The sequence below is a fragment of the Candidatus Chordibacter forsetii genome, assembly GCF_964187505.1.
GTDB lineage: Bacteria > Verrucomicrobiota > Verrucomicrobiia > Opitutales > Seribacteraceae > Chordibacter > Chordibacter forsetii.
The window spans coordinates 1-16,754 of the sequence record NZ_CAXLML010000215.1; the positions used below are offsets into that span (position 1 = coordinate 1).

The following is a 16,754-nucleotide window of genomic DNA, read 5'->3' on the forward strand; positions in this document are numbered from 1 at the left end:
GATTCCTCACGCAATCGATACGATGATCTTATTTTAAAATCAGGAACCCTAACATTTGATACCGCAGGATCATGGATGCACAGTTCTGGGCAAAAAGGAAAAGGGAAAGTCGAATACAAATATATAACAGTCGATGGTTTCCCTCACGGTTTTGGGGTATGCGAGTTTGAGTTTTCTAAACTTGAATTAGGACCGGAAGTTTCTGTTGTGATTAAAGGGGAAAATACTCTTCGTCTCAAAATCAATGGTGATACAAAAATTGGTACCAACCTGACTTTAAACGGGAAAACAGGACAGTATGGAATTTATTCGGGTATTGCTGGTCCAGGGGGATGGAATTCTGGAAGGTCGCTTAGTAATGCCGATTTTCCTGCTTCCCAAAATTCTGTCCTTAGTGGTATGGGTCCCGGTGGAGGGATTGGTTACCATGACTTTCCACCAAGTAGTGCCGGTGGTAGTCACGGCGGATATGGATCGATCGGGGCAAACAGTGGAACTTATGACAATATTTATGGAGACAATAATATCACTCATTTGGTTGGAGGATCAGGAGGTGCTAGGTCTGGTGGACGTGATGCAGATGGTGGGGGCGGGGGCGGAGCTCTATCCCTTTTAGTTGAGGGATCATTTACTCTAGAAACAAATGCCACAATATCCGCAAATGGAGGGAAAGGAGTTTCCCGTGCATCACGCAAATGGAGGGAAAGGAGTTTCCCGTGCATCAAGTAGCGGAGCTGGAGGAAGTGGAGGTGCGATTAGAATCGAAGCGGCAAACATTTCGAACCTCGGCCGTATAGAAGCATTGGGAGGAGATGCCAATGGCAGTGGAGGCCCGGGTGGTGGTGGAAGAATCACTCTCATAACCGAGGGCTCATTAGTGGAAGGGAATTATAGTGTATCGGGAGGCTCAAATGTTGACCTCGCAGAAGAATTACAGGCCGCGGATGGTATCTTTTCCAAGATTCTCAGCCCTGCCCTCCCCGGTCTATCGGACCGCAACTTCACTTTTGAGGAAATCATCTCCGATATCGATCTCGGCTTAATTAGTGGCCTATCCTATGAATTATCCGGCTTACCACAGGGGATTTATTTAACTGAGAACCTCAAACTTTCAGGTAGTCCAATTAGAGCAGGCACTTTCCTTGTGAACATCCGAGCGAGTAATCGATTTGGAGAGACCAATGATACATTTACTATCAATATCGCACCTGAGTCCCCATCCGTATTCACTCTTGCTGCCACAGCAGTAGGTTCTACTTCTGCCCTTTTGCACGCCGATGTAAACAGCACAGGGGGAGAAGATGTGACGCTCGATTTTACTTACGGTACAACCCAAGGAAATTTAAACCTGGAAACCAATTCATCCGTGGTTTCCATAAGTGGAAAATCCGCATTTCTCCTGACAGGATTGGAGAGCAATCAAACATATTTTTTCCGGGCACGTGTAGAGAACTCGCTTACCGCGTCTGATGCAGGAATTGAGAGAAACTTCACAACATTACTCAACCAAGCCCCCCCTACTGTGGAGATCGGACCCGCTAGCAAAATTAGTGACAACAATGCCACCGTATCCTACGAACTGGTTTCCTATGATACCTCTCCCCCGGTAATTACATTATTTTGGGGGCCAATAGACCAAGGTAAAATAGACGGATTATGGGAATCGTCCTATGAAATTGGCGAGGTTACTCAGATTGGAATCCAAAACTTCATCATTTCAGGCAGGCAACCTGGAGATACAATTTTTTATCGTGTTAGGGCAAAATCAGAAAACCTTTCATCGTGGTCTCAAACCAGCGGTAATTTCACCACGGTTGCCAAAGCTAATGTGTTAACCTTACCGGTTTCAGAGCAAAGAGCAGAATCAGTTAAAGTAAGGGGGATTATTTCTTCAATCGGAGGGGTAGACACACTCGTAAAACTTACCTCTCCAAAAGTTAATCAAGACCTTCGGGCTTACTGGAGCTTCGATGAGGGAGAAGGATATGAATCCTTCGACCAGGTTGGGAATTCCGGGGTTGCTTGGCTACGCGGTGGTGTGACCTGGCAACCATCCCATTCAATAGACTTTGGCACCGCGGTGTCTTTGGAAGGTAACGAATTTGCCTACATTGAACTGGGGGGCCAGCAAAGCTCTGGCGTTACCCGCCAGGACAACCTATTAGGGTGGTTTCCATTCGATGATGAAACTGGGTCCACCTCCTCGAACTTGGGCTCGGCAGGATCGATTGCCACTCTGAAAAACGGGGCATTGTTTTCAATAACCGAAAAGAAATTTGGGGCTTCTGCCTTAAACATTCCAACTGGAAGCACGGGTGCATATGCCGAGATTACTACACCTATTGAGGTGGGTTTGGATAACGTGTCCAACACTTACTCAATTTCTGTCTGGTTTAAAGGCTTATATGATTTCACCAATGGATGGAGAACATTAACCCGGGGTTCGGGCACCAACCATCAAATAATTGTATCAAATGGTAATGACAGATTGGGCTCATTTATAAGTTCTGGTGGTGGCTTTAAAGATTCAGAATATGATCTGCATCCAGAAACTTCCCAAAATTCCTGGCAACACTTGGCTGCGACCTTTGATGGTTCATCCACAACATTTTATTTGGATGGGTCCAATGCCGGTACCGTCAATGATTCTGCAGGTAATAATATTTTCGCAGTGGGAAATTACCAAGGGGGCAACCAGCGTTTTGCCGAATATATTGATGACTTCCGCGTTTATGGAATAACCCTCAGCGAGGAAGAAGTATCCTCCATCTACAATTCTGGCAACGGTGATTACCCAGCCCCTAATGATTCTCTCTTAATAGGTGGAGAAATGTCGCTCTCAGCCTGGATAAAACCAAGGAAATACGGTGAAGGTACCAGGCCATTTGATTTTGGGAACCATTCAGGAAGCGATGCCTTTAATTCCATTATTCTATCCTCGATGGATAATGATGGAAACCTGACCACGGGTAGTGGGACATATAACTCATCCACCCTCGCTTCCAATTTATGGAAACTTAATCAGTGGCAGCATCTTTGCATTACCATAGATGAGGATGGAACGACCAAGTTCTATTCAGATAATGAATTTCTCAATTCATACACTGGTGCCAAAATCCCTAAATTAAAACGCACACACCACATCATTGGTGGAAACCGAATTGGTACAGAATCATTTGAACCGCTGCAAATCCCAGGGCTTACCTTATGGCTGGATGCTGCGGATTCCAGTACCATTGTGATCGATTCCGGTAATGAGGTAAGCACTTGGGCCAACAAGATTAATTCATCGGTAAAGATGCACAGCCACGGCACCAACAAGCCCGATACTGGAGAGTCTATCAATGGTTTGAATGCTTTGGGATTTGATAAGCGAAGTAGCAACAATGTTGAACACATGACTGCAAAGAAGAATGGGACTGCAAATTGGACACCGGCTACCGCCGGTGGAGAGATCTCAGGAAAGGTCCAGAATGTTGCCCTCATGATGGTTGCCAGACTGGACACAAGGAGGCGAAGTATTTTTCCTTTTGGATTCGGGTGGTACGACCACTTCCCTTGGGATAATGGATCAGTCTTTTGGAAGCATGAAAGCTCCCGACCCACATTTACAATGGGAAATAATGGTACGGAATTTGTCCTCTCGATGATACACTCTAAAGCACTTGGCAAACAACTTGCCTATATGAATGGCAACCTAGTCTTCGATGGCCCCAGAACCAATGATAATCAATTGGGGAACATGGGCACCTTCGTCTGGCCAAGTAACCATGGTTCCGGAGGCTTAGGTAGAACTGGTTGGGGTATCGACTGGACAACCGGAGAAATTATGGTCGTCAGTGGAACGATTCAGGACACTGATCGTGAAAAAATTGAGGGTTACCTTGCTCACAAGTGGAAACTCAACTCCAAACTGGCCAGCAGCCATCCCTACAAAAACAGGTCCCCCTATTCTCCTCAAACAATACAGTTGGAATTTTTTGATGGCCTGGTTGATGACTTGCGTGTCTATGACCGTGCCATTGGAATTGATGAAATCTCAAAAATCTATCAAGGGGATTTAATTGAAACCCAACACCTTGGCGGACAGGAACCCCGGGTCACCCTCTTTTGGGGAGATGAAGATGGAGGGCAAAACGAAGAAATCAATGCATCCTCAGCATATTCCTGGGATGCTAAAATTGATCTCGGAACAATGAAACTCGGTGAATTCTCGGTCTCATTGGAGGGGCTGGAAACCGGTAAGGATTATTACTACAGGTTTCTTGCCCTCAATGACGCTGGTTCCAGTTGGTCATCAGATGTTGAGAAGTTTACTACGGGGAATTTTTCCTATTCTGCCAGTACCTGGCTCGACACCAATCTTATGGTTTGGTTGGATGCTTCAGATATTAATGCCGACGGTGATTACACCAATGAACCGTTTGGCGGAATTGTCGATGAATGGAGAGATAAGTCCGGCGGAGACCGGCATGCTGGCAATGGGTTTGGTCCTTCAATACTTTACCGTAAGCTGGGAGATAAATCTGTTCTTCATTTTGATGGGTCTGAACAGTTTCTCAGAATTAGTGATTACCCTTCCCATTCATCCAAAAGTTTGAATATCGAAGATCAGGGCACCCTCGTATTGGTAATGGAAGGAAGGGATTTGTCACCTGATACAACCTTAATGAGCAAAGGATGGCCAGATGCGGGCAGCTGGGTTTTACGCAATAATCAAAACAATCTTCCCAGTTATGGTATCACAGGTACCAGTGGTCAAGATGTACTCACATCTCCTTCCAGTTGGAAAGAACAGTTTCAGGTTTTCACTTTTCAAAAGACTCCCTACCTTCGATCAATTCGGGTAAATGGCATTTCAATTATCCGCATGCTTGAAGAAGGTTTTTCTTCCTCTGCCCAGAATGATGACCTGATCATCGGTGGGCTTGAACAATCAGGCATTAATGAACATGGGACTTTTAAAATTGCAGAAATCTTAATTTACGACGAAGCCCTGGACACAGGTAGAATCGAAAAACTGGAAGGTTATTTAGCTCACAAATGGTCAGTGGAAGATTCTTTGACCGATCGTCATCCTTACAAGATCAACCCTCCCGCCTTTGAAAACCGCCCAGAAATTTTAATCAGTAGTCCCTACTTTATTGGTGTTGATCAGGATTTGAATTTCACGATCGGAACTAACCGACCGGCTATTATGTTTGAGGGAGAAGGTTTGCCCACTGGACTTATTCTAAGCCAGGCAGATGGGGTAATTTCCGGTAAGCCATCCGTTCGAGGTACCTTCAATTCAGTATTGCATGCCACCAATAATGCGGGAACCTACAGTCAACCAATCCAGTTCGTAGTGACTGACTTCTCCCCCTGGCCCTTTGAGTTGGAGCTCAATGTAACAGAATACAGCTCTGCCTAAGCCAGGCAGATGGGGTAATTTCCGGTAAGCCATCCGTTCGAGGTACCTTCAATTCAGTATTGCATGCCACCAATGATGCGGGAACCTACAGCCAACCAATCCAGTTCGTAGTGACTGACTTCTCCCCCTGGCCCTTTGAGTTGGAGCTCAATGTAACAGAATACAGCTCTGCTAGTTTGACTGAAAACTTTGTTCTTTATGTTGAACTAAATGAATCGATTGGGGGATTTAATTATGAACAATTTGCAGACGAGGAGGGTCGGGATATTCTTTTCCTTTCAGCAGACCGATCAAGTGAATTGGCCTACGAATTGATTGAATGGAACCCGCTGGGAACATCCTCTTTTTGGGTCTTGTTGCCAAAACTTGAAAACGATACCTCAATTTATGTCAAGTGGGGTAACTCTGCCGTCACATCCAGACCGGATTATACCAGCGATGGCACCGTATGGAAAAACCACCGGGCAGTTTGGAGAATGGATGGTGATCCAGAATACAGGATAGAAGACCACGCGTCTGGACAGCATGCAATTGCCAGAAATTCCAAGCTAGAAAAACCAAAGGGCGTAATTGGTAATGCTTTCTACTTCGACGGGATTGATGACTTTCTAGAATTGCCAAATACTTCTTATTTCGCTGAAGGTGCAAAAACGCTCAATATTTCTTTTTGGGCTCAAAACCAGTACGAATCACTAGATAATTACTCCTTATTCCACGCACACTCAAGTTTAGGCACGCACCTACAAGTCCAGCTACCATCTGCAGCAGGTAATCTCGAATTTTTCACCGGTAGTGGAAACCTTGATTCAAATTCTTTTGACTATACTTCACAGAGTGCAATTGATCGCTGGGATTATTGGGTACTTCAGTCCGATTTAGACTCCGGACTATCCAAAATTTTCTTTAACGGGAACCTTGCCAACGAATACTTCGGAATTACCCGACCGTTTGGAAGTTCCGTAGATTCATTCAGGATTGGTTCAAAGAGAGATGGCACCGAGGCTTGGCGGGGAATGATTGATGAGGTTAGAATATCGGATGAAGTCGAGTCTCCCCAAAAGATCGGAGCGTCATATGCAAACCAAAGACCCGACGGTTCGAATTTCATTTCTATTGGTCAGGTAAATGGACCTCCTATAATCCTTTCTTCTGAAAACCTACAAGCCTTTGTCGGAAAAGATTTTTCATCGATGATAGAAAGATTCCCCTCGGATGAAGGAAACTTCACAGCTGTCGGATTACCCGCGGGATTATCGATCAATAATGTTACTGGAGAGATAAGTGGCAGACCAGTACAATACGGTCAATATCAGGTAACCGTGATCGTTCAAAATGATGAGGGTAAAGTAACCAAGCCATTTGGGATGAGTATTTTTGACCCCACGATCTTTTCGAAGCAAATGGAATTCAATTGTTCAAACTATTCGGGGACCAGTACTTTAGAGGATTTCCCTATGCTCATTGAAATGAATGGGTCAGTCAGTGGTTTCAATGTAAGGCAATTTGCTTCGAGTACAGGTAATGACTTACGCTTTTTTGACACCACGGGGAAAGAATACCCTTATGAAATTGAGACTTTTGATTTGGCTGCCAATCGTTTGGTTGCCTGGGTGAAAATTCCTTTCCTCGATGCCAACACCTCTTTTTCTGCCTACTGGGGTAATCCATCTTTGGCAGAGTTCCCTCCGGCATATTCTATAAACGGAGATGTATGGAGTTCAGGCTACCGCGGGGTATGGCACATGCGTCCGACTTCAGGTACATCCACCCTCACGGATTCCTCATCCTATCGAAATCACCTAGTTGATGATTTTGGAGTTCCCCGGGCTAATGGATTAGCAGGTGCAGCCAGGCAATTATTTGGACAGCCCGATCATTATTTGACTGCCCCGTCCAATGACTCGTTGGAAAACCTCGCTTTAAATAAATATTCATTTTCGGGATGGATATGGCTGGACGGCACCCCGGAACAACGAACCAACGAGGCGTTTTATGGCTTGGGTTACGATACCACTCCTCAATCAACCTATTTCGATAAACCGGAAAACTTTCTAGCTCTCGAACCAGATGGTGGGCGCATCATCAAAAGTGGGCCAAGTAACCAGGGCATTAGTTTTGGAAATGCGGATGATTTCAAAACCCTTGATTTGGGCATCACCAGATCCAGTGGTTTTATGACTGCTCTAATGACCCGATTCAGTCCGCCCGTATCTGCCTCTTATCAGTTTCGGATACAGATCGGTGACGAAGATTTTGCCTCCCTATGGATCGATGAAAACAGGAGTGGAACTTTTCCCGATTATACAACCTGTAGTTCCGACATTACCACCTCTCAACCCATTGCCCTAGATGAGGGGGAATCTTACAACCTTCTACTCGCACATGGAGTACCCAGTGGGTCCGTTGCCAGCAATCTCTCTCTCGAAGTAAAGTCTGACAACGAAATATTCGCGGACTGGACATTAATCGATCCAGCAGACCCGGATCAAATCAAGTATTACCATTTAACTTTCGATGGAAACCTAAGCGATCGTATAAGCTCGGTAACGGTCTTTCAAGATGGTCCTACGGAAAGATTAAACCTGCTTGGTTTGAAGCCGCAAACGACTCATCGGATACCTGGGGGAGAAGCCATTGAAGCAGAGGGTAATTCCTCTCTGCAACCAGCAAGTTGGATGCATTTATTTACCCAAGTAGATGATGAAAATGATTTTCTTGAAATATACTTAAACGGAAACTTAGTTGCTCAGAAAGACCTACCTGAAAATCCATTTCCTAATAGCACGAGTGCTGCTCCATGGCACTTCGGCTTAGGGACCCTGCCCTTGGCGCTGGATGAAATCAGGGTATCAAGTAATAGCCGCTCTTCCGACTGGATTAAAGCAGTGTATGACAACCAATCAGCAAGCTCAGTCTTCCCGCACCTTGGTTCCATTGAAGGGGAAGAGTCTTTCTTACTTCCTGACCTTATTTTCACCACTCCGGCAGAATCTTACTTCGAGCTTTTTGTAGATGCCACTGGTGAACCTCTTGCTTTCCTCGCATCTGGTTTACCTGGTGGAATGACCATAAATCCGGCAGATGGGAACCTCTCGGGAACACCTGTTCAGGCAGGTACATATACGATCAATTTGGAAGCCTATTACTTGGACCAATCCATCGCTGAACAGCAAATCACATTGCAAGTTACCGCGGGCCTACCAATCGTTACCTTAGATGAGGTCATTAGCGACAGCACACCCACCCTGACACTGCGCTACGATGTCACCGCAACAGGGGGAGACGAACCTAGCCTTATGGCGGTTGCTGACTCTGAGGACAAGGGAACCAATTTATATGATTGGCAATATCGTTTAGACCTGGGAAAACAGGGATTTGGTCCGGGCTCATTTCAAATGCAAGGACTGGATGCTGACCAGCGCTATTTCGTTCGTCTAATGGCGACCAACCTCGCAGGTACTCAGTGGACGGGTAAAGAAACGATCATTAACTATGTCCCGATCCCTGATGATCTGCCCAGTTCACTCTTTCTCTGGTTCGATGCCAATGATTTACTCGCTGAAAACAAGACCGAATTACTAATCAATCCTGTTGGCACTCCAGTTGATACATGGAAAAACAAAGCCATAAAATCCACTACATCGAGAGATTTATCTATTCCTGACTCAAGCCCCGACTCCAATAATCCAGTGATTGCACACGATGGTCATAAAGGTATTTCGGTTGTGGAATTTGACGGAAATGACTGGCTACAAAATGAGCCCAACTCAATTCCAACAAGCTGGAGAAACTCGGGCTACTCGGCATTGGCGGTTTGCAGATACACCGAGGGCCTTAACGGCAGAGTAATTACAAGCACTTCAACAAACAGTCGTAACTGGGACAATTGGTTGATGGGACTTCATGGTGGAAGTATGGGGAGGTATTACTTTCTTGGGTGGGTAGACCAGGGATTTAGCAAGGATTACAACTTCCATCTTTTCGAAGTAGTTCATGAGGGCCAGAATAAATCTTCCGACCCAAGAGCCTATGTTTGGAACGATGCTGTGCCTGGAAATTATTATAAAGGATCTCCAACTGGTTCCAATAATTATTGGTTTACTCCTCTAAATATTTCATTCGGTGCACAGACCAGGCAAAACGCACAGATTGAATTCTCCAACTGTCAAATTGGTGAGTTCCTTTTATTTGAAGGCGAATTAGAGGAATCAGAACGTCTTTTGCTTGAGGGCTACCTTGGTCAGAAATGGGGTGTCCCACTACCTTCTTCCCACCCTTGGGATGCAGGGCGTCCTGCTTTTGGAGAAATTGTATCTGAAGGTGTGACTCCGGTTGGATTTACGGGACCGACCAGTAGTCCAATTGCAGTTAACCTCGGACCTGCCAATCTTCGTCAGTCCACCGCCTCCCTTACCGGAAAACTGATCAACCCAGGTCGGGGTATTCTAAAACCTGGAGAATTTTCACCTCAGGATTACCCGGGCTTACAGTTGTGGCTAGATAGCAGTACACCCAATGGGGTTAATTATGATGCCAATGATACACCCGGCCCGATTCCCTGGCATCCAGGCCTTGTCCAGGAAGTGGTCTTCCATTTGGATGCCAATGATTCCAACAGTATTACTCTAAGTGATGAGGATGTTGCCGAGTGGATGGACAAGAGTGGTAACGGATATGACATGATCGCTCAGGGACACCCAACTTTAGTTGATTATGGATACGGGACTGGGTTAAAAGTTGTTCGATTTGAGACAGACCAGCAATCCAACGCTGATAAGAAAGCCGGCGGGGATTCTCTTTACACTCAACAAAAATGGGATACCAGCACAGGGGACTTCACTATGTTTGCCGTTGCCCGCTACGCGGCTGATCAGGCAGATGAATGGTATAAGAACAATTTCATTATTTCTGATAGATCAAGTAAAAACAACTGGGCCTTTGGGTTTGGGTACGATGTTCTCGGATTTTCACTTCTTGGAAAAGAGAGCTTGAATGTAGTTAGTCGATTAACTTATGAAGCCCACGAACTGTTCATACCTTCTACGGTTTCAATAGATGAAGTATTTCAAGTAACGATCGGAGGTATTGATTGTAATTTCACTGCAACCACAACGGTAAAATCTGATGTGTTTGATGGGATTGCACTCGCCATTGCAAGTGAATTGCCAAGCACCTTTAATTTTGGCAAGTCCTCAGACAGGCTTCGCTTGACTAGTCGCGCGACTGAAATAACAAGAAGTCTTACGGTATCGACTAACTTAACTTTTACAGTAAGTCCTCCAAACGGTGTGTTTTTAAGTTCCGGGGACGATGGATTTCACTTAGTTGCTGCGGATATTGACGGTTCGGAAGATCTCGCCAATGCATGGCTAGATCTCAGGAATGTGACCCAATACCCAAGTGCTGCGAATACTAACTTCAACAAACACTTCCCCCAATATTTGCAATTTGGTGGGCATGGCACCAATCGTGAATTCTCCACTGCTGAAATTGGTGAATTCATTGCTTTTGATAAAGTTCTTTCCGAAGAAGAAAGACAAAAAGTCGAAGGCTACTTGTTCAATCGTTGGATTCAAATGTTTAGTGTGGATCCAAGCCACCCATATGCCAGTACCCCACCCGATTGGTCCCCCAGTGATGAGGTTAGCCTGCAGGCATGGTTCGATGCAAATGATTCGAGTACCATAAATAAAAACTTCGTCAAGAAGTGGATGGACAGTGCCAACCAAAATGAATTTGCTCAAGCAGACCTACCCAACCGACCGGCGGTAATTACCAATGTAATTAATGGACTCCCGGTTGTCGATTTTGATGGGGCAAAAGATTCACTATCCATAAATTCACGTTTTGGCCTAGGCAAAAACCCGGATCTTTCTATTTTTGCCGTTTCCATCACTGACTCGCAACGGGTCAGTATGTACAGCGAAGATAATAATATCAGTGCCTTTCCCACAGGTTATGAAGAGACTAAGGGACCAGAATTTTTAGTGGATCAGGATTTATCTACCGCTTATATCCAACCCGATGGTAACCAGTCCACCTTAACCATTGATTTACCCGTCCCTGGTCGCGTAACTGCACTTTCCTTTATTTCCAGCAACAGTGATGAACGCCTGGGAGATCCCTCCAGTTTTCTTTTTGAAGGCCTGGAAAACAATGGTTCATTTTCAACGATCGTTGAAGAATTAATTCCAGAATTTGATAGCCCCAAACAGAATCGATTAATCGCATTTGAAAACGATCAAAACTTCAGCACTTATCGGATTACCTTTCTCAATAATCAGGACGAGTTTAATAATTCTAAACAAATTGAGTTGGGCGAGTTAGACCTTCTAGGTGTTCCCGGCAGTGATACCTGGTTGAGTACCGCTCCCCTTTTACACATCGGGGGGCAGGCAAACACCCGTATTTTATCTGCCGCTCCGGGAAGTTGGAGGTTTAATGGAGGCGAAGTAAATTACTCCCCCATCGAACCAAACACACCCAGCCTTCAGATATGGAGTAGGAATAGAGCAAGTGATTATAATTCATCCAGGTTCTTCTTCAATGGTACCGAACAATCCGCCACTGAAATATCCAACCCCGAACAATACCCCTTGGACACCAATCCATTTGCATCACTTGGAACTGGATACGGTGTATTCGGCAGCAAAATGCCCTTTGATGGCAAGATCGGGGAACTTATTGTTCTTGAAGATGCATCGAATGAAACCCGCCTCAAATTTGAAGGCTATTTGGCTCATAAATGGGGACTTGCTGATAAACTGCCGAGTGATCACCCCTATAAAACTCAATTCAATGCAACCTACTTCCCACCCACTCCGATAAATGGATTGTATGACCTATCGGGCAATGGAAATCATGCCACCCAATTGAATAACGAAAAACAACCTGGGCTAAGACTGGGTGGGTTAAATGGAAAGAATGTCGTACAATTTGACGGGAATGATTTCCTCACTTTCGAGCGGGCAATTAATTCGATTAGGTCTGTCTTTATTGTATCCAAAAGGGTATCTGGAAACCGGGGATTTTTACTCGGACATTCTCAAAATTACGGCTTTCAGACCGGGGAGTCCACCATTTGGAAATTTCTTAAATTAAGCACTGAAAATATAGACGACTTTGACCTTTCCGACCTCGAAGGATTGACTGACCCCAACCTTATTAATGGATCATTTCAGGAAAACGGGCAATGGAAGGATGGACTCGCACAGGACTACCTCGCCGGAGCTTCTTCGATTATCAGCATTACCACAGACGGCCCAGTACGGGCTTCGAATTTCTCAAAAAATCCTGACGGTAACCGGTTTTGGAAAGGAAACCTGTCAGAAATACTTGTTTTCAACGAAGTATTACCAACCAATGCAGTTCGTGAAATCGAGGGCTACTTGGCACATAAATGGGGATTAGAACCCAACCTCTTGCCCACTCATCCCTTTAGAAATGATAAACCCGTTCCTTCTGAACCATCCGCCGAGATTACTCTGCTGTGGGGAAATACCGATGGAGGAACCAATTTGGATATGTGGGAAAATTCGGTCAGTCTAGGACGAATCCGTAAAGGTCTTCGTAAACTGGAACCCGATGAAATTTTGGTAAAAGCAATTCCTGAGCCCAATGATAAAGGAGCCAGCTATCCTGCTTCTAAATTAATTGATGGACTGGAGCCCAAAAATGGATGGCGGTCCACTTGGACGGCCTGGTACGGAGTGGACCCACAGATTACATTCAGTTTTAAACGGTCATGGAAATTAAACAAGGCTAGGCTTTATTTTCAGCCTTTCGCTCGGGATGATGAGCTCAAATCCATTGAGGTATACGCTGCCGATGATGAACTCAACTTCAATCTTTTCAGCACGGTTGAAGAACTTGTGGGACCAGTGGAACAGGGGAAGTGGGTAGAATTCTCACTCGATGGTGTGGATACTCAGGCTATTCGTTTACTCCCTCAATTCCAGGGATGGGGTCACCAGTGGGGAGAACTTGAATTCTGGGTTATTGATGATGGCAAATTCCAAGCGGATATAAGCGGATTATCCCCCAACGAATCTTATTTCTATCGCACCTTTGCCTCCAATGACGGAGGATATTCCTGGGCTCCTCAAACGGATCAATTCACTGCTGAAGACCGGGTAAGCTACGAAACAGGTAAACTCTTCATCAATACAACTCTGGGCACTTGGGAACACACCAATGGAGATACGCGGAATGGTATGGTTTCCCAAAGAACTTTTTATGATGAACTGGGAAATGCTTATCCTTTTAAAGTCTGTAATTTCGCCTTTGATCAATTACGCTTGAGCGGTGACCTCGAAATTATTGTCTCTGGAGATGCCTCATTAAGTATTCAGATCAGCGGCGACGGATACCTCGGGAGTACCATTGATATTTCAGGACAAAGCGGGGATATTTTTCCAATACCTGGGGTAAGCCCGGGTGGTTATGCCGGTGGTGCAGTTAATGAACGAGGTCAAGGCCCTGGTGGTGGGACATCCTCATCCGCCCCCGGAGGAGCAGGTCATGGAGGGACCGGTTCACACCCCACCCAAAATTCGGGCAGAACTTATGGAGATGGTAAAATTACAAGCCTGCTCGGAGGTAGTGGCGGAGGAGGGTTTGTTGTCGATACCACTGGTGGTGGTGGTGGTGGTGCTCTGGCAGTGGATGCCAATGGTTCGCTTACTATTGATAGTTCCATACTGGCCTTGGGAGGTAACGGTATCGGTGGAAGTGCTGGAGGTTCAGGTGGATCAATCCGCTTATCGGCAGATGATCTTTCCCTCACCACAAATTCTTTGCTCGATGTAACTGGCGGAGCAAACGGGGGAGCGGGTGGTAGAATTTTTCTCAGTGGCCGAGTGACCTTGAATAACGATGGTGAAGACAACCTGGTCGCAAATCCAGGCGAAGGAGCGAACATTGGATCCGGAGGGAGCGTTCGTTTCGACCGTTTAATCGCACAGGCTAACCTGCTTGCATTCAGTGGCACCTTAACCATAGATACGAATTTAGGCATCATGGAACATTCGGATGGTACCCTTCATTATGGAATTATCGAAGATCGAACCTACCGTCACAGTGATGGAACTACTTGGCCTTACTCAGTCTGCCACTTCGTCTTTGAAGAAATTCAATTAGGTGGAAGCCTGGTTATTAACCTTAAAGGAGAAAACGGATTAATTTTGGAAGCACGCTCCGGTGATTTCATTCTGGGTGCCGACATCCGTGCAGATGGCGGGCATTCATCAAATGTGAGTGGTAGTGGTGGAATCGCGATCCTTGGTGGATATGATGGGGCAGCAGCTGGCCAACTACTTGGGAATGGCCCAGGCAAACCGTCTGAATCCTCTGAACAGGGCCATGGCGCGGGGCATGGCGCCGTTGGTTCTGGTGGAGCAAGTGAGATCGGTCATCCATCGTTGAGCAATTTACTTGGTGGAAGCTCTGGTGGCTCTTCTAGCCAGGATGGCTCAGGTGCAGGTGGAGGATCCATTCAATTGAAAGCAGCTGGGAAATTAAAAGTTGAACCAAATGTCATCGTGTCTGCCAATGGAGGAAATGGCGTTAGGTCCTCTGCATCCGGGGCGGGTGGTTCTATTCGGTTGGATGGTCAATCGATCGAAAATTTCGGGCGAATTGAGGCGAAATCAGGCCAAGGGGTAAAATTATCAGGCACCAGTCAAACCCGGGGATCCAGTGGTGGACGGATCGCCTTACATGCCCAGGCAGAAATTCATAGCGGCAATCTCGATGTGTCCGGAGAATGGATGAGTAACCCGGGGTCAATTTTCATTGGTGAAAATTATTTTGCATCCTCCATCGATCTGGATACGGGAACCCTGGTTTTTGATACCAAGTCGGGCTGCTTCTTCGTCGAAGGAGGAGCACACGGAGAGGGTGTTATCACTTCTACATCCTTTACTCATGGTATTAAAGACCCCTGGATATTCGATGTCTGTACCTTTACTTTCACCTATGTAGATATTGGTCCAGAGGTCGAAGTAATCCTGCGTGGAGATAAGCCACTTATCATTCAAACGGTTGCGGGGGGAAATATTGTAATAGCTTCGGATTTCATTCTCGATGGTGAAAATGCCTCATCCTCAGATGGATATGGTGGTTTGGGAGTGCTTAACCCCTGGAGTGGTAGAAGCTCTCAAGCCTTACCTGGTTACGGTCCTGGCGGACCTGTCGCCACTAGTTTTGATTCCGGAACCGGGGCCTCCTTTAATTATAATCGGGACGGAAAGTTTCTCGTTCCCGGCAGTAGTGGATCTAGTGGAAGTTCATTTCAAGGCTCGGGTGCCGGAGGAGGAGCAATGAAATTTATTGCAGATGGGGACTTCGTTCTAGATGGAGGTTCTCTTATCTCTGCTTCTGGAGGTATCGGAAGAAACGATCAGGACCCCACCAAACCGGGAGGTGGCGGCTCTGGGGGTGCGGTTCATATTTTCGCCAACAACATTGATAATCGCGGAATGATCCGAGTGCTCGGAGGCAACGGAGGTGCAGAAGGCGGGCAAGTTCTTCTAGCCGCATCCAATTCACTGGAACGGGGAACCCTCAGCTTGGGTTCGGGTCACTTGATTGAAATTAATCCCCCTCAATTTGCTCCGATTGACACTCAATATTTGAACTTTGGAAATGCCAAAGAAATTCAAAAACGTATCAACGCAACAACCAGAACTAATAATCTGGTAGTTCATTGGCCAATGGATGAGGAAGATGGATTTGTTCTGGTTGATGAAGTTGGAGAGAACCATGCAAACCTTTCTGGCAAAACCAGCAGGGTGGATGGAAAACTTGGTAAAGCAATTGAATTTGATGGCTCGACCGCATTTGCATGGACGAACCCCAATTTTGAAGAAATTGGAGTAACTGGAAAACAACCAAGGACCCTATCCTTCTGGTTCTGGACTCACCCAGTACAACTTAAAACCAAGCCCGGTCTGTATGGTTATGGCGAGCGTACCAATTACGATAATTTGGATAGGTTTTGGGGCATTCATAGCATTACAGATAATGACTTTTTGTCATTAACGAGTGAACATTTTGGATCGAATGTCTCTTTCTCTCACGAACAGGAGATTCAAAGCAATTGGACACACCTTGCTCACCTGTATGATGGAAGTAGTATATCGATTTATTTGAATGGAAAACTGATTGGGGCAGAAACTAATTCAAATATTAACACGGGGCTGACTGAACCATTTTTGATCGGACGAACGAATAGTTTGAATGACTCTTATTTCAAGGGGAGAATTGATGATTTTAGAATCTATAACGATATATTAATACCAATTGAGATTGATCAGATTTATCGAGCAGAAGATATCGTAGA

General features: G+C 45.6%; 2 protein-coding genes and 1 pseudogene. All 3 read left to right on the plus strand.

The genetic code is table 11. The features are described 5' to 3' along the window. A pseudogene (locus ACKPQ4_RS09290) lies at positions 1–729 on the plus strand (hypothetical protein); the annotation flags it as partial. Further along, entirely contained in the window at positions 683–5,413 is a 4,731-nt protein-coding gene (locus tag ACKPQ4_RS09295; protein WP_407680905.1) for a LamG-like jellyroll fold domain-containing protein, read from the plus strand. The pseudogene ACKPQ4_RS09290 and the gene ACKPQ4_RS09295, both read left to right, overlap by 47 nt. Before the next feature lie 110 nt (positions 5,414–5,523). Further along, positions 5,524–16,754 (plus strand): DUF2341 domain-containing protein (locus ACKPQ4_RS09300; protein ID WP_407680906.1); only part of this gene is annotated, 11,231 nt, incomplete at its 3' end.